This is a genomic window from Variovorax sp. dw_308 (assembly GCF_019207085.1).
Lineage (GTDB): Bacteria > Pseudomonadota > Gammaproteobacteria > Burkholderiales > Burkholderiaceae_C > Variovorax.
Map to the genome: position 1 here is coordinate 91,529 of NZ_JAATOM010000011.1, position 15,339 is coordinate 106,867.

Below are 15,339 nucleotides of genomic sequence, written 5' to 3' on the forward strand. Positions count from 1 at the left end.
CGCTGCCTCATCCGGCCGACGGCGCCGGCTCGAACGGCGTCTCGCGCGTGGTTGGCCGGTTCGCGGCGCGGGCCGCGAGCGAGGTCTTCACGCTGTAGAACAGCACGCTCAGCACTACGAAGATGAACACGGCGCACAGCGCCGCGTCGAGCCGGTCGTTGAAGATGATGCGCGACATGGCCTCGGGCGTCTTGGCCGGCGCCATCAGCGTGCCTTGCGCCAACGCTTCGGCGTACTTGCCGGCATGCGACAGGAACCCGACCTTCGGGTCCGCCGAGAAGATCTTCTGCCAGCCGGCCGTCAGCGTGCAGATCAGCAGCCAGGCCGCGGGCGCCATCGCCACCCATGCATAGCGCTCGCGCTTCATGCGGAACAGCACCACCGTGCCGAGCATCAGCGCCACGGCCGCGAGCATCTGGTTCGAGATGCCGAACAGCGGCCACAAGGTGTTGATGCCGCCCAGCGGATCGACCACGCCCTGGTAGAGGAAGTAGCCCCATGCAGCGACCGTCAAGGCGGTGGCGACCAGGTTGGCCGGCAGCGAGTCGGTCTTGGCCAGTGCCGGCACGAAGCTGCCGAGCAGGTCCTGAAGCATGAAGCGCCCGGCGCGGGTTCCGGCGTCGACGGCGGTCAGGATGAACAGTGCTTCGAACAGGATCGCGAAGTGATACCAGAAGGCCATCATCCCCTGGCCGCCAATCGCTTGCTGGAGGATGTGCGCCATGCCCACCGCCAGGGTCGGCGCACCGCCGGCGCGGCCCAGGATCGTGGTTTCGCCGACGTCCTTGGCCGTTTGCAGCAGCATGTCCGGCGTCACCGCGAAGCCCCAGCCCGAGATCACCTGCGCGACCGCATCCGGCGTGGAGCCGACCAGCGCCGCCGGGCTGTTCATCGCGAAGTAGATGCCCGGTTCGATGACCGAAGCCGCCACCAGCGCCATCACCGCGACGAACGATTCCGCCAGCATGCCGCCGTAGCCGATCAGCCGCATGTGGCTTTCGTTGTCGATCATCTTCGGCGTGGTGCCCGAGGAGATCAGCGCATGGAAGCCCGACACGGCGCCGCAGGCGATGGTGATGAACAGGAAGGGGAACAGGTTGCCCGACCACACCGGCCCGTTGCCTTGGGCGAACTGCGTGAAGGCAGGCATCTGCAAGGTCGGCGCGACGAACACGATGCCGATCGCGAGCGCGACGATGGTGCCGATCTTCAGGAAGGTCGAGAGGTAGTCGCGCGGCGCGAGCAGCAGCCACACCGGCAGCGTGGCGGCGACGAAGCCATAGCCGATCAGCATCCAGGTCAGTTGCTTGCCGTCGAAGGTGAAGAGCGGCGCCCAGTATTCGCTGTGGCTCACCGCCTGGCCGCCGAAGATGGCCAGCATGAGCAGCACGAAGCCGACCACCGAGATCTCGCCGATCTTGCCGGGCCGGATGTAGCGCAGGTAGATGCCCATGAAGATCGCCACCGGGATGGTCGCACCCACGGTGAAGGTGCCCCAGGGCGATTCGGCCAGCGCCTTCACCACGATCAGCGCCAGCACCGCCAGGATGATGATCATGATCATGAAGGTGCCGAACAGGGCGATCATGCCGGGGATGGTGCCCATCTCGGTCTTGACCAGTTCGCCGAGCGAACGGCCGTCGCGCCGCGTCGAGATGAAGAGGATGATGAAGTCCTGCACCGCACCGGCGAACACCACGCCGGCCAGGATCCACAGCAGCCCCGGCAGGTAGCCCATCTGCGCGGCGAGCACCGGGCCGACCAGCGGGCCGGCGCCGGCGATGGCCGCGAAGTGGTGGCCGAACAGCACCTTCTGGTCCGTCGGCACGTAGTCCAGACCGTCGTTGTGGCGATGCGCTGGCGTCTTGCGACTCGGGTCCACGCCCAGCACCGTGTTGGCGATGAACAGGCTGTAGTAGCGGTAGGCGATGAGGTAGACGCAGACTGCCGCGACCACGATCCACAACGCGTTGATGGACTCGCCTCGCGAGAGTGCGACCGTGCCGAGCGCAAAGGCGCCGAGCACAGCCACGACCAGCCAAACAAGGTGTTTTCCGATGTTCTGCATGTTTGTCTCCCCATGGATGGATTCGCATGGTTGATGAATTCCGCCGGGCCGTCAATCGTTCGTGTGGCGCCCCCGGTGACCGTTTGTGAGCGGGAGAGGCGTTCGCCGACATCGCCATGGCGCCGGCGGCTACGATCCGCGCCATGCCCACGCCTGCCTCAGCCACCGCGCTTCCGCTCGACGCGCACGCCATCCATGCATTGGCGGCCCGCTCGATGTTCCACCTGTTTTCCAGCATCAGCCAGGGCATGTTCCTGGTTGACCGCAGTGGTCGCATCGTCTGGGTCAACGAGGGCTACAAGCGCTTCCTGCCGGCGCTCGGGTTCTCATCGATCGACCAGTTCATGGGACAGATGGTCGAGGACGTGATCCCCAACACCCAGATGCGGCAGGTGCTGGAGACCGGCAAGCCGATCCTGATCGACCTGCTGACCAACAAGGCCGGCACCTTCGTGGTCAGCCGCATCCCGCTGCACGAGGAGCGCGAGGGCGATGAGGGCTATGTGCTAGGCGATGTGATCGGCGCGATCGGCATCGTGCTCTTCGACCATCCGGAGACCACGCTGCAGCCCTTGATCAGCAAGTTCGCGATGCTGCAGCGCGACCTCGACGACGCGCGGCGCGAACTGGCCACGCAGCGTGCCAACCCGCTGCTGCGGCAATCCACCGATGGGCAGCGGCGCGCCAAGTACACCTTCGCGAGCTTCATCGGCAGCAGTCCCGCGGCGGTGGACGTGAAGCGCCATGCGCGTCGCGCCGCACAGTCCTCGAGCCCGGTCCTGCTGCTCGGCGAGACGGGCACGGGCAAGGAGTTGCTGGCGCACGCGATCCACACGGCGTCGGCGCGCGCGAACGGGCCCTTTGTCAGCCTGAACATCGCGGCAGTGCCGGACACCTTGCTGGAAGCCGAGTTCTTCGGCTTTGCGCCGGGCGCGTTCACCGGTGCCGACCGCCGCGGGCGCGACGGCAAGTTCAAGCTGGCCGATGGCGGCACGCTGTTCCTCGACGAGATCGGCGACATGCCGATGAGCCTGCAGGCCAAGCTGCTGCGGGCGCTGCAGGAGGGCGAGATCGAGCCGCTGGGCTCCAACAAGCTCGTGGCCTTCGATGCGCGCGTCATCGCCGCGACCTCGCGCGACCTCCCGGCGCTGGTGCGCGAGGGCCGCTTTCGCGAGGACCTCTACTACCGGCTCAACGTGCTGCCCTTGCGCGTGCCGCCGCTGCGCGAGCGTCGTGGCGACATCCCTGCGCTGGTCGAGGCGCTGGGCGAAGACATGGCGCAGCGCAGCGGCGAGTCACCACCTGAACTCATGCCCGACGCGCTGGCCCTGCTGGCGGCGCAGCACTGGCGCGGCAACACGCGCGAACTGCGCAACGTGCTGGAGCAGGTCGCGATGCGCAGCGACTCGACGCGCATCGATGCGGCGGAAGTCAAGCGCGTGCTCGCCGAGACGGGCCTGGAGCAGATCGCGACGCCCGAAGCGCCGGCGTCCATCCCGCAGGGCGATGATGAAACCCTCCTGCGGCCGCTGGCCGACCAGATCGCCGACCTGGAGGCCCGTGCCATTGCTGCGGCCATGGCAAAGACCGGTGGCAACAAGCTGGCGGCATCGCGGCTGCTCGGCATCTCGCGCGCCACCTTGTATGCGCGGATCACGCAGCCTGGCGCAGGGTAGGGAAGCGCGGCGCGGCGGCTGTCGGGGCGCTGGAAAACCCTGTATGTCTTCCATGCAAATGTCTGAGTAGCAGACACTTGTTTGTCTGAAAACCCATAGCGGCTGGCGCGTTACAAGGAGGAACCCCTTGTAATCAAACGTCTCCGGCCTGGCATGAACTGTGCAATATTCAGCCATTCCAACCAGGAGACCTGATCCATGAACCGTCGCAGCCTCGTCGCGATCGCAGCCCTCGGCGCCATCGCAGCCGCCGCTTCCGCACCGGCCCTTGCCCAGTCCGGCAAGGACATTCGCATCGCCCACATCTACAGCAACACCGGCCCGCTGGAAGCCTACGGCAAGCAGACCGCGATCGGGTTCAACCTGGGCCTCGAATACGCGACCGAGGGCACCATGATGGTCAACGGTCGCAAGATCGTCGTGATGGAAAAAGACGACCAGGGCAAGCCGGACGTCGCCAAGTCGCTGCTCTCCGCCGCCTACAGCGACGACAAGGCCGACCTGGCCGTGGGCACCTCCTCGTCGGGCGCTGCGCTGGCGATGCTGTCCGTGGCCGAGGAATACAAGAAGCTGCTGGTCGTCGAGCCCGCGGTTGCCGACTCGATCACCGGCGACAAGTGGAACAAGTACATCTTCCGCACCGCGCGCAACAGCTCGCAGGACGCGATCAGCAACGCGGTCGCGCAGGACAAGGACGGCACCTCGATCGTGCTGCTGGCCCAGGACAACGCCTTCGGCCGCGACGGCATGACCGCGTTCAAGGAGTCGATCAAGAAGGCCAAGGTGGTGGGCGAGGAGTACCTGCCGCCCGCTACCACGGATTTCACCGCCGCGGCGCAGCGCATCCTCGACAAGTTCAAGGGCACGGCCGGTCGCAAGGTCGTCTACATCGTGTGGGCCGGCGCGGCCAACCCGTTCAAGGTGTCGGACCTGGGCCTGAAGAGCAACGGCATCGAGATCGCGGGCGGCGGCAACATCCTGCCGGCACTGGTCAACTACAAGCCCTTCCCGGGCATGGAAGGCTCGATCTACTACTACTTCGGCATCCCGAAGAACCCGGTCAACGAGTGGCTCGTGTCGAACCACTACAAGAAGTACAAGGCACCGCCGGACTTCTTCACCGCCGGCGGCTTCGCGGCGGCGACGGCCATCGTCACGGCGCTCAAGAAGACGGGCGGCGACACCAACACCAACAAGCTCATCTCGACCATGGAAGGCATGAGCTTCGACACGCCCAAGGGCAAGATGACCTTCCGCAAGGAAGACCACCAGGCGATGCAGTCGATGTACCACTTCAAGATCAAGGTGGACCCGGCGTTCGCGTGGGGCGTGCCGGAGCTGGTGCATGAGATCAAGCCGGAAGAGATGAACATTCCGATCAAGAACAAGCGTTGATCGACAGGCAAGGCAGCCCAATGCGGACTTGACCGTACGCGAAGGGCGCGAAGGTACGCAAAGGACGCGAAAGAAATCCAAAGGGAAATCCTCGGATGTCCTTTTGCGTCCTTCGCGGAACCTTCGCGTCCTCTGCGTCCGGATGTCCGATCCCGAATTTCAGATGCTCGAAACCAAAGACCTGACCATCCGCTTCGGCGGCCACGTGGCCGTGAATGCGGTGTCTTGCGCCTTCGCGCCCGGGACACTGACGGCCATCGTCGGGCCGAACGGCGCCGGCAAGACGACCTACTTCAACCTGATCTCGGGCCAGCTCAAGGCGAGCGCGGGCACGGTGTCGCTCGATGGCAAGTCGCTGTCGGGCATGTCGCCCTCGGCGCGCACGCATGCGGGGCTGGGGCGGGCGTTCCAGCTCACCAACCTGTTCCCCAATCTCACGGTGCTGGAGAATGTGCGGCTCGCCGTGCAGGCCACGCGCGCCGGGGCGCATCGCCACGGGCTCAATCTCTGGAGCATCTGGAGCGACCACAAGGCACTGACCGCGCGGGCCGATGAATTGCTCGCGCAGATCAACCTCAAGGCCAGGGAACACGCAACCGTCGCCAGCCTTCCGCATGGCGACCAGCGCAAGCTCGAAGTGGCCTTGCTGATGGCGCTGGAGCCCAGGGTCTTCATGTTCGACGAACCCACGGCCGGCATGAACGCGGCCGAGGCGCCGGTCATCCTCGACCTGATCCGGCAATTGAAGAAGGACAAGACCAAGACCATCCTGCTGGTCGAGCACAAGATGGACGTGGTGCGCGAGCTGGCCGACCGCATCATCGTGCTGCACAACGGCACGCTGGTGGCCGATGGCGAGCCGGCCGAAGTGATTGCCTCCCCGGTGGTACAGGAAGCCTACCTGGGCATCGCGCCGAAGGAGGCCGCATGAACAACCTGCTCGAACTGAGCGGCGTGCACACGCACATCGGGGCGTATCACATCCTGCATGGCGTCGACCTGGCCGTGCCGAAGGGGCAACTCACCATGCTGCTCGGCCGCAACGGTGCCGGCAAGACGACCACGCTGCGAACCATCATGGGCCTGTGGCACGCATCGCAGGGCACGGTGCGCTTCGCCGACAAGGACATCACGCAAATGCAGACGCCGCAGATCGCGGCGCTCGGCATGGCCTACGTGCCCGAGAACATGGGCATCTTCTCCGACCTCACGGTGAAGGAAAACATGCTGCTCGCCGCGCGCGGCGCAAAGAATGCGGCGCAGATGGACGATGCGCGGCTGAAGTGGATCTTCAAGCTGTTCCCCGCGGTGGAGAAGTTCTGGAACCACCCGGCCGGCAAGCTGTCGGGCGGCCAGAAGCAGATGCTGGCCGTGTCTCGCGCGATCGTCGAGCCGCGCGAACTGCTGATCGTCGACGAGCCGAGCAAGGGGCTGGCGCCAGCCATCATCAACAACATGATCGATGCCTTCGACGAGTTGAAGCGCAGTGGCGTGACGATCCTGCTGGTGGAGCAGAACATCAACTTCGCGCAGCGCCTGGGCGACTCGGTCGCGGTGATGGACAACGGGCGCGTGGTGCACAGCGGAAGCATGGCGGCGTTCTCGGCCGATGCGCAATTGCAGCAGTCGCTGCTGGGGTTGGCGCTATGAAAGCGATGGACTTCGACTGGAAGCCGCTGCTGCTCGTGCCGGTGCTCGCGCTCGTGGCGCTGCCGCTCACCGGCTCGTTCTCGACCTGGCTCACGCTCACCATCGCGGGCCTGGCGATGGGGATGATCATCTTCATCATCGCCTCGGGCCTCACACTGGTCTTCGGGCTGATGGACGTGCTGAATTTCGGCCACGGCGTATTCATTGCGCTGGGCGCCTACATCGCGACCACGGTGCTGGGCGGCCTGAGCGACTGGTCCACCGCCGACGCGCTGGGCCGCAACCTGATGGCGCTCGTGCCGGCGCTGCTGCTCGCGATGCTCGCGGCCGGGGCGCTGGGGCTGCTGTTCGAGCGCTTCATCGTGCGGCCGGTCTATGGGCAGCACCTGAAGCAGATCCTCATCACGATGGGCGGCATGATCATCGGCGAGGAACTCATCAAGGTGATCTGGGGCCCGGCGCAGTTGCCGCTGCTGCCGCCGGCGGCCATGGCCGGCACGGTGTTCTGGCTGGGTGCAGCCATCGAGAAGTACCGGCTGTTCGCCGTGGCCATCGGCCTCGTCGTGTTCGGCGCGCTGGCCTGGACACTGACGCGCACCAAGGTCGGCTTGCTGATCCGCGCCGGCGTGCAGGACCGCGAGATGGTCGAGTCGCTCGGCTATCGCATCCGGCGCCTGTTCATCGGCATCTTCGTCGTCGGCAGCGCCTTGGCCGGCCTGGGTGGCGTGATGTGGGGACTGTTCCAGCAGAGCGTCGTGCCGCAGATCGGCGCGCAGGTGAATGTGCTGCTGTTCATCGTCATCATCATCGGCGGCCTCGGTTCCACCGGGGGCGCGCTGATCGGCGCACTGCTGGTCGGGCTGATGGCCAACTACAGCGGCTTCCTGCTGCCCAAACTGGCGCTGTTCTCGAACATCCTGCTGATGGTCGGCATCCTGCTGTGGCGCCCGCAGGGCGTGTACCCGGTGGCCAATCGATGAACCCGTCGAAGTCGGACTTGTCCATTCCCGCATCCAGACATCCAGGCGTCCAGACATGCTGACAAGACTCCTCTCCAACGATGCGCCGCGCAGCCGCGTGCTCGCCGCATTGCTCGTCCTGGTGGTGCTGGGCCTGGCCTTCGCGCCCTTCATCTTTCCGGGCGTCAAGGCGCTCAGCGTCGCGGCCAAGGTGCTGGTGTTCATCGTGCTGGTGGCGAGCTTTGACCTGCTGCTGGGCTACACCGGCATCGTGAGCTTCGCGCACACGATGTTCTTCGGCATCGGCGCCTACGGCATCGCGATCTCGGCCACGCGGCTGGGTGCGGGGTGGGGCGCGATGGGGGTGGGGCTGGCTGGCGCGCTGCTGGTGTCGCTGGTGCTCTCGGTCGCGGTCGGCCTGTTCTCGCTGCGTGTGCGCGCAATCTTCTTCGCGATGATCACCCTGGCGGTGGCCTCGGCCTTCCAGACGCTGGCCTCGCAGCTCTCGGACTTCACCGGCGGCGAAGACGGGCTCACCTTCAAGCTGCCGGAGCTGATCTCGCCGAGCTTCGAATTCGCCGACGAGCCCTTCCTCGGCGTCTCGCTCGATGGCCGCCTGCTCTGCTACTACCTGCTGTTCGTCGTCGCAGTGGTGCTGGTGCTGGCGCTGCTGCGCATCGTTAATTCGCCGTTCGGGCGCGTGCTGCAGGCCATCCGGGAGAACGAGTTCCGTGCCGAGGCCATCGGCTACCGCGTGGTGGTGTACCGCACCACGGCGGCGGTGCTGTCGGCCTTGTTCGCGACGCTGGCGGGCGCCATGCTCGCCATCTGGCTGCGATACAACGGGCCGGACACGTCGCTGAGCTTCGAGATCATGGTCGACGTGCTACTGATCGTGGTGATCGGCGGCATGGGCACCGTGTACGGCGCGGTCATTGGCGCTACGCTGTTCGTGGTGGCGCAAAGCTATCTCCAGGACTTGCTGAAGCTCGGCAGCACTGCCGCGAGCGACCTGCCGTGGCTGTCGGCCCTGCTGTCGCCGGACCGCTGGCTGCTGTGGCTCGGCGTGCTCTTCGTTCTCTCCGTCTACTACTTCCCGACCGGCATCGTCGGCCGGCTTCGCACAAGGGCCTCCCGATGAACGCTCCTTCCTCCCCGCCTTCCTCCCACTACGTCCAACTCATCGGCCGGGAGATCCACTACATGGACTGGGGTCCGCGCGACGGCGAGGTCGTCATCGCGTGGCACGGCCTCGCGCGCACCAGTCGCGACATGGATGAACTCGCGCAGCACTTTGCCGAGCGAGGCTTCCGCGTGCTGTGCCCCGACACCATCGGCCGCGGGCTGAGCCAATGGAGCCCCGCGCCGGACGACGAATACCAGCTCTCGTTCTATGCACAACTGGCCGATGCCTTCTGCGATGCCTTGCACCTCGACCGCCTTCATTGGGTCGGCACATCGATGGGCGGCGCGATCGGCATGGTGTGCGCGTCGGGCCTGGCGCAACCCCGCATGAAGCAGCGCATCCGAAGCCTGGTCATCAACGACACCGCGCCGGAAGTCGCAGCCTCGGCCATCGAGCGCATCCGCTCCTATGCGGGCAGCCCGCCGGCCTTCGACAGCGTGCTTGAACTCGAAGCCTTCTTCCGCACCGTCTACAAGCCCTACGGCTGGCTCAGCGATGCGCAATGGCGCCGGCTCACCGAGACTTCCACCCGCCGCCTGCCCGACGGTCGCGTCACGCCGCACTACGACCCGGCCATGGTGCGGCAGTTCATCGCCCATCCCGACGACTACCTGATCTGGACCCACTACGACGCGATCGAGGCGCCGGTGCTGTGCCTGCGCGGCGTCGACTCGGACCTGGTGCGACCAGAGACGATCGTCGAGATGCACGGTCGCGGCCCCGGTGTGCGGGGACGGCTGCAGGTCATCGAGGTGCCGGGTTGCGGCCATGCACCCGCGTTGAACGTGCCTGGGCATCTGGAGCCCATCGAGGCCTTTGTCCGCGCGGCGAGCTGAGGAAATTTGCCGTCACAATCGCGCGCCTGTTCACCACAAAGAGACCCCCATGCCCCTCTCCATGTACGACGCATCCGTCACCGTCTTCCTGCACAACCTGAACCAGCTCTCGCACCTGCTCGACAAGGGCCTGGCCCATGCCAGTGCCACCGGCATCGATCCCGCCACGCTCGTGGGCGCGAGGTTGGCCGAGGACATGCTGCCGCTGTCCGCGCAGATCAACATCGCCAGTGACACGGCCAAGCTCGCCGCGGCACGCCTGACCGGCATCGCCGCGCCGAAGTACGAAGACAACGAAACCACCTTCGCGGAACTGAAGGCCCGCATTGCGAAGACGCGTGAATGGCTACAGGGGCTGACGCGTGAGTCTTTTGCAGCCAGCGAGGAACGCCCGGTCAGCTTCAAGGCCGGCCCGACGGAATTGAACTTCACCGGCCAGGGCTACCTGCTGCACTTTGCGTTGCCGAACTTCTTCTTCCACGTCACCACCGCCTACGACATCCTTCGGCACAACGGCGTGCCGATCGGGAAGCGCGACTATCTCGGCCGGGCCTGAGGCTCGCGGACGGCTGACACGGCCGACGCGAACGGCGCGTCCAGTTCCTCGGCCGTCACCGGGTGCAGCAGCACCCACAGGATGCGGCATTGGCCCGCCAGCATTCCGGTCAACAGCAGGATGCCGAGCGTGCCGAAGTCCTGTCGCGCTCCCATGATCGCGTCATACAGCAGCGTCGCCACTGCCCCCAGCGCGACGATGCAGGCAATCAACGCAAGAGCGGTGGCGGCGATCCTGAATGCGTGTTTCATGGGCATCAAGAATCTCCCGCGCGCCGCAAAGGGTCAATGTGCCGATTGGCTCAAGGCGTTGCAGGATGGCGTCTCTCTTTCGGCATAGCCGGACTACTACAAGCCGCTCTCGTCGTGAAATGAATCCAGGGTAAACACCAGTACGCCATCCTCGTGCTGATCCGAACTTCCTTCGAACGATGTTCAAAGGATTCTGACCATGACCAAACTCCTTCCTCGGCGCAATTTCTCGGCCGCCATGCTGGGCTTGGCGGCGATGCCGTGGTTCACGCTGGCTGCGTCGCCTGCAGGCGACCTGGGTGCCGCACCCGAGTTCACGGGCATCGACAAGTGGCTCAACTCGGCCCCACTCTCGATGCAGGGGTTGGCCGGCAAGGTGGTGCTGGTCGACTTCTGGACTTATTCGTGCATCAACTGCGTCAATACGCTGCCGCACGTCGTGCGCTGGTACGAGAAATACAAGGACCAGGGGTTCGTCGTGATCGGCGTGCACACGCCTGAGTTTGCGTTCGAGAAACTGACATCGAACGTCGAGGCGGCGCTGCAACGTTTCGATATCCGCTACCCGGTGGCGCAGGACAACGGCTTTTCGACCTGGAAGGCCTACGAGAACCAATACTGGCCTGCCTTCTACCTCGTCGACAAATCGGGCCACGTGCGTCGCAAGCACTTCGGCGAAGGCCAGTACGCGGAGATGGATGCGGCCATCCAGTCGCTGCTCGCGCAACCGGCCGGTGGCTGACCCTCACTGAGCGCCGGTGGGCCACCCGAGCAGGTTCCGCTCGGCGATGCCGGCCAGCGCAGTAATCCATGCATGGCTGTCGTTGAGGCAGGGGATGTAGTGAAACTCCTTGCCGCCCGAGGTCAGGAACGCATCCCGTCCTTCCATCGCAATCTCCTCCAGCGTCTCCAGGCAATCCGCCGGGAAACCGGGGCACATCACATCGACGCGGCCGACGCCCGCCGCGCCCAGCGCACGCAGCGTCGGCTCGGTATAGGGCTCCAGCCACGTCGCGCGGCCGAAGCGCGACTGGAAGGTGAGGCGGTACCGGTCAACCGGCAAGCCCAGCCGCTCGGCCAGCAGGCGCCCCGTTTCAAGGCACTGCGCCTGGTACGGATCACCCAGTTGCACGTTGCGCGCCGGAATGCCGTGAAAGCTCATCACCAACTGGTCGGGCGGGCCGTGGTGCTTCCAGTGCGCCTGCACGCTGGCGGCCAGCGCCTCGATGTAGAGCGCGTCATCGTGGTACTGGTTGACGAAGCGGAACTCGGGCACACGGCGCACCTCGCGGCTCCAGTCGCCCACCGCATCGATCACGCTGGCCGTCGTGGTCGCGGAATACTGCGGATAGGCCTGCAGCACCAGCACTCGCGTCACGCCTTCGGCCTTGAGCGCATCGAGTTGCGCGGCGATCGACGGATTGGCATAGCGCATCGCCTCGACCACCTTCACGCGATGGCCGCGTTCGCCGAGCCAGCCCTGCAGCATCACGGCCTGCTTGCGCGTCCACGTCTTCAACGGCGAGCCCTCGGGCGTCCACACGCTTGCATACTTGGCGGCCGACCTGGATGGCCGCGTGCGCAGGATGATGCCGTGCAGGATCAGCGACCACAGCAGCCTGGGTATCTCGACCACGCGCGGGTCGCTCAGGAAATCGGCAAGGTAGGTTCTTACGGCGGCGGCGGTGGGCGCGTCGGGCGAGCCAAGATTGCACCAGAGCACGGCAACGCGCTCGTCGGCAGGAGAAACTGCAGGCGGTTCGGGGCGAAAAGGCATGGGGTATTCTGGCGCATGACCTCCGCGACCCTGGCCCCGCCGCTCGATGTGAAGCGCATTGCGGGCATCACCCTCGACCTCGACGACACCCTCTGGCCGATCTGGCCCACCATCGAATACGCAGAGCGCACGTTGCACAAGTGGCTGGAAGCCGCAGCGCCCCGGACCGCGGCCTTGCTGCTCACCCCCGGCGTGATGCGCGAATTGCGCGAGGCCACGGAGAAGGAGCGCTCGGATCTCGCACACGACATGAGCCTGATGCGCCTGGAGTCGATCCGCGCCGCGCTCAAGCGCGCCGGCGAAGACCCGGCGCTGGCCGAGCCGGCCTTCGATGCGTTCTTTGCGGCGCGCCAGCGGGTCAAGCTCTACGACGATGCATTGCCCGCGCTGCGATGGCTCAGCGAACGCTATCCGCTCGTGGCCATTTCCAACGGCAATGCCGACATCCATCTCACTGGCGTCGGGCGCTGGTTCCGCACCGCGTTCAGCGCGCGCTCGTTCGGCAGCGGCAAGCCGCAGGCGCCGATCTTCCGAGCCGCCGCCGCATCGATCGGGCTGCTGCCGCGCGATGTGCTGCATGTGGGCGACGACGCGGAACTCGACGTGGTCGGCGCGCTGAATGCCGGCATGCAGGCAGCCTGGCTGGTGCGCGACGAGCGGCCCTGGGTGCATGGAATGCATCCGCAACTGATCGTGCCGAATCTTCATGCGCTTTGCGCGGCGCTGGAGCCTGGGCCGAACTGAATCGGCCCGCCCGTCGATCCGGCTTGCTCAGGACAACGCCGAAACGGCCGCGATGGCTGCGAGCACCGCGCCTTCCAGCGTCGCGGGATAGGGGCCTTCGACGTAGTCGCCACAGGCGCGCAGGCCCGGTGCGATCGCCATGGCCGGGCGCTCGAGGCCGGGCGTGCAAGCAAAGGTCGCGCGCTTGTCGATGACGGTTTGCAGTACGCGCGGATCGGCGCAGCCCAGTTGCGCAACGGCTTGGGCGCAGACCTGGGCCTCCAGCGCGGCGCGTTCGGTCCCGCTGGCGCTGACCACCATGGCCCACACGCCCGTATCGCCGCATAGCTGCGATCGGTCGAACACGAATTGCGCGGGCGCATCCGGCGTCGAGCGCAGTGCCAGCATCGGTTCCGCCAGCCGATGCCCGCCTTCGAGGTAGATCGTCGCGATGGCTTCGAAGCGCAGCGCGCGAGCCTGGGCACACCAGGCGCTGTTGCCGACCCCGCTGCCTTCCACCACGCGAGCCGCTTCGCCCGGTGGGCAGGCGAGCAAGACCGCATCGAAGCCCTCGCCATCGACCTGCCAGGCGCCCGCTGCGGGCGCGATCGTCTGCACGCGATGGCCGACCGCAATGCGGCCGCCGCGTTCGCCGATCCAGCGTGCCGCGGCGTCGGGGAACAACGCGCCCAGGTCCTGCCGCGGCAGCAGCAGGTTGGAGCCGCCGCTCATGCCGAACATCGCATCGCGCAATACCCGCAGGAAGACCTGCCCGCTGGCCTGCGCCGTCGGCGTGTTGAGCGCGGAAACGCAGAGCGGATCGACCATCTCTTCGCGCACGCGCGGTGTGAGGCCGGTGCACAAATCGGCGACGGACAGGGAGGCATCGCAGCGAAAACCCGCACGCTGCCAGCCGACGGCGATTCGCAGCAACGCGAGCTTGTCGCGCCACGACCAGCCGCGCACCGCGAGGATGCCAGCCAACGCATCGATCGGCGCGGGCAGCTTCGGCAGGCGCAAGCCGTTGCCGTCGGGGAACACCATCGCCAGCGGCGTGCGCAGCAGGGCCTTTTCGACATCGATGCCCACGTGCCGCATCAGCCGCAAGGTCTGCGCATAGGCGCCGATCATGATGTGCTGGCCGCTGTCGAGCGTGATGGGAGTGCCATTGCCAAGCGTCGCCTGCACGGCGCGCGCGCGGCCACCGAGGGTGTGCGCGGTTTCGAAGACATGGACTTGATGGCCCGCCGCAATCGCTTCGACTGCGGCGGCGAGGCCGGACCAGCCGGCGCCGATGATGGCTATGCGCTGGGTCACCGGCCCTTGCCCTCACCCCGACCCTCTCCCGCTTGCGGGAGAGGGAGGAATACCGAAGTCACATGCGGCCCAGGGCTTGTACGCGCCATGCGAGCCACAGCTTGCGCACGGGCGTCAGGCTCACGCGCTGGTTCAGCACCTGGAAGTTGTCGCCCTCGATCTCGCGCAGCAGCGTGCGATAGATGCTGGCCATCATCAGGCCGGGCTTCTGCGTGCGCCGGTCGGCGGGGGGCAGCAGCGCCAGCGCCTCGTCGTAGGCCGCATGGGCGCGCGCGGCCTGGAACTTCATCAGCGCGACGAAGCGCTCGGAGTACACGCGGTTGAGCAACTCGTGCGCCTTCACATCGAACTGCTGCAGCTCATTCACCGGCAGGTAGATGCGGCCTCGCATCGCGTCTTCGCCCACGTCGCGAATGATGTTGGTCAACTGCAGCGCCAGGCCCAGCTTGTGCGCGTACCCGGTGGTGCTTTGCTCGGTCTGGCCGAAGATGCGCGCAGCCACCTCGCCGACCACGCCGGCCACCAGGTGGCAGTACTGCGCGAGGTTGGGAAACGCGAGGTAGCGCGTCTGTTCCAGGTCCATCTGGCAGCCGTCGATGACCTGCTGCAATTGCCGCGCCTCGATGCCGAATTCGGCGGCGCAGGGCATCAGCGCCTTCATCACCGGATGGCTTGGCTGGCCGGCAAACGCCTGCGCCACCTCGGTGCGCCACCAGGCGAGCTTGGTGGCCGCGACGCCGGGGTCGCGCACTTCGTCGACCACGTCGTCGACCTCGCGGCAGAAAGCATAGAAGGCCGTGATGGCCGCACGGCGCGGCTTCGGCAGGAAGAGGAAGGCGTAGTAGAAGCTGCTGCCCGATGCGGCGGCTTTTTGCTGGACGTATTGCTCGGGCGTGGTCATCGTGAATCCGGGGTCATTGCCCCCAATTGTCAACGACGCGCTGC

15 protein-coding genes are annotated in these 15,339 nt (G+C 66.3%); 10 read left to right on the forward strand and 5 right to left on the reverse strand.

Annotated elements, in window-relative coordinates; translation table 11 throughout:
* Window positions 1-7: 7 nt before the first annotated feature.
* Window positions 8-2,068, reverse strand: a complete 2,061-nt coding sequence (locus tag HCU76_RS21090; RefSeq protein ID WP_213954203.1) for a carbon starvation CstA family protein — start codon at window positions 2,066-2,068, stop codon at window positions 8-10.
* Between the two features lie 143 nt (window positions 2,069-2,211).
* Here HCU76_RS21090 and HCU76_RS21095 point away from each other — a divergent pair, with 143 nt between their 5' ends.
* The 8 genes from HCU76_RS21095 to HCU76_RS21130 all read left to right on the forward strand — a co-directional run bounded on the left by HCU76_RS21095 (window position 2,212) and on the right by HCU76_RS21130 (window position 10,326).
* Entirely contained in the window at window positions 2,212-3,744 is a 1,533-nt protein-coding gene (locus HCU76_RS21095) for a sigma-54-dependent Fis family transcriptional regulator (protein WP_213954204.1), read from the forward strand.
* A gap of 198 nt (window positions 3,745-3,942) precedes the next feature.
* On the forward strand, window positions 3,943-5,139 hold the full coding sequence (locus tag HCU76_RS21100; RefSeq protein ID WP_213954205.1) for a substrate-binding domain-containing protein: 1,197 nt from the start codon (window positions 3,943-3,945) through the stop codon (window positions 5,137-5,139).
* A 163-nt stretch (window positions 5,140-5,302) separates the two neighbouring features.
* The gene (locus HCU76_RS21105) at window positions 5,303-6,070 is read left to right on the forward strand and encodes an ABC transporter ATP-binding protein (protein WP_213954206.1); all 768 of its coding nucleotides are present in this window, start codon (window positions 5,303-5,305) and stop codon (window positions 6,068-6,070) included.
* Window positions 6,067-6,789 (forward strand): ABC transporter ATP-binding protein, encoded by a 723-nt coding sequence (locus HCU76_RS21110; protein ID WP_213954207.1) that lies wholly within the window; start codon window positions 6,067-6,069, stop codon window positions 6,787-6,789. The genes HCU76_RS21105 and HCU76_RS21110 overlap by 4 nt, the downstream gene beginning before the upstream one ends.
* Window positions 6,786-7,769, forward strand: a complete 984-nt coding sequence (locus HCU76_RS21115; protein WP_213954208.1) for a branched-chain amino acid ABC transporter permease — start codon at window positions 6,786-6,788, stop codon at window positions 7,767-7,769. Before HCU76_RS21110 ends, HCU76_RS21115 begins: the two co-directional genes overlap by 4 nt.
* A gap of 55 nt (window positions 7,770-7,824) precedes the next feature.
* Window positions 7,825-8,889, forward strand: coding sequence for a branched-chain amino acid ABC transporter permease (locus tag HCU76_RS21120; protein ID WP_213954209.1), 1,065 nt, complete (start codon window positions 7,825-7,827; stop codon window positions 8,887-8,889).
* Window positions 8,886-9,770 (forward strand): alpha/beta fold hydrolase, encoded by an 885-nt coding sequence (locus HCU76_RS21125; RefSeq protein ID WP_213954210.1) that lies wholly within the window; start codon window positions 8,886-8,888, stop codon window positions 9,768-9,770. Before HCU76_RS21120 ends, HCU76_RS21125 begins: the two co-directional genes overlap by 4 nt.
* Before the next feature lie 49 nt (window positions 9,771-9,819).
* Window positions 9,820-10,326 (forward strand): DUF1993 family protein, encoded by a 507-nt coding sequence (locus tag HCU76_RS21130; protein WP_213954211.1) that lies wholly within the window; start codon window positions 9,820-9,822, stop codon window positions 10,324-10,326.
* Here HCU76_RS21130 and HCU76_RS21135 read toward each other — a convergent pair.
* Window positions 10,308-10,583, reverse strand: coding sequence for a hypothetical protein (locus tag HCU76_RS21135; protein ID WP_218510557.1), 276 nt, complete (start codon window positions 10,581-10,583; stop codon window positions 10,308-10,310). The two genes, HCU76_RS21130 and HCU76_RS21135, sit on opposite strands and share 19 nt — an antisense overlap.
* 193 nt (window positions 10,584-10,776) lie before the next feature.
* Between HCU76_RS21135 and HCU76_RS21140 the strand changes: the two genes are divergently transcribed.
* Entirely contained in the window at window positions 10,777-11,319 is a 543-nt protein-coding gene (locus HCU76_RS21140) for a thioredoxin family protein (protein WP_213954213.1), read from the forward strand.
* Between the two features lie 3 nt (window positions 11,320-11,322).
* Here the strand turns inward: HCU76_RS21140 and hemH are convergent, their stop codons facing one another.
* Complete coding sequence (gene hemH / locus HCU76_RS21145; protein ID WP_213954214.1) at window positions 11,323-12,354, reverse strand: ferrochelatase; 1,032 nt, start codon at window positions 12,352-12,354, stop codon at window positions 11,323-11,325.
* A 15-nt stretch (window positions 12,355-12,369) separates the two neighbouring features.
* Between hemH and HCU76_RS21150 the strand changes: the two genes are divergently transcribed.
* Window positions 12,370-13,098 carry an HAD family hydrolase gene (locus tag HCU76_RS21150; RefSeq protein ID WP_213954215.1) on the forward strand — a complete coding sequence of 243 codons (729 nt, stop codon included), beginning with the start codon at window positions 12,370-12,372 and terminating at the stop codon, window positions 13,096-13,098.
* A 27-nt stretch (window positions 13,099-13,125) separates the two neighbouring features.
* Here HCU76_RS21150 and hpnE read toward each other — a convergent pair whose 3' ends face one another.
* Both hpnE and hpnD read right to left on the reverse strand, forming a co-directional pair.
* Complete coding sequence (gene hpnE / locus HCU76_RS21155; protein WP_345944640.1) at window positions 13,126-14,394, reverse strand: hydroxysqualene dehydroxylase HpnE; 1,269 nt, start codon at window positions 14,392-14,394, stop codon at window positions 13,126-13,128.
* A 58-nt stretch (window positions 14,395-14,452) separates the two neighbouring features.
* Window positions 14,453-15,295 carry a presqualene diphosphate synthase HpnD gene (gene hpnD, locus HCU76_RS21160; RefSeq protein ID WP_213954216.1) on the reverse strand — a complete coding sequence of 281 codons (843 nt, stop codon included), beginning with the start codon at window positions 15,293-15,295 and terminating at the stop codon, window positions 14,453-14,455.
* Window positions 15,296-15,339: the final 44 nt, after the last annotated feature.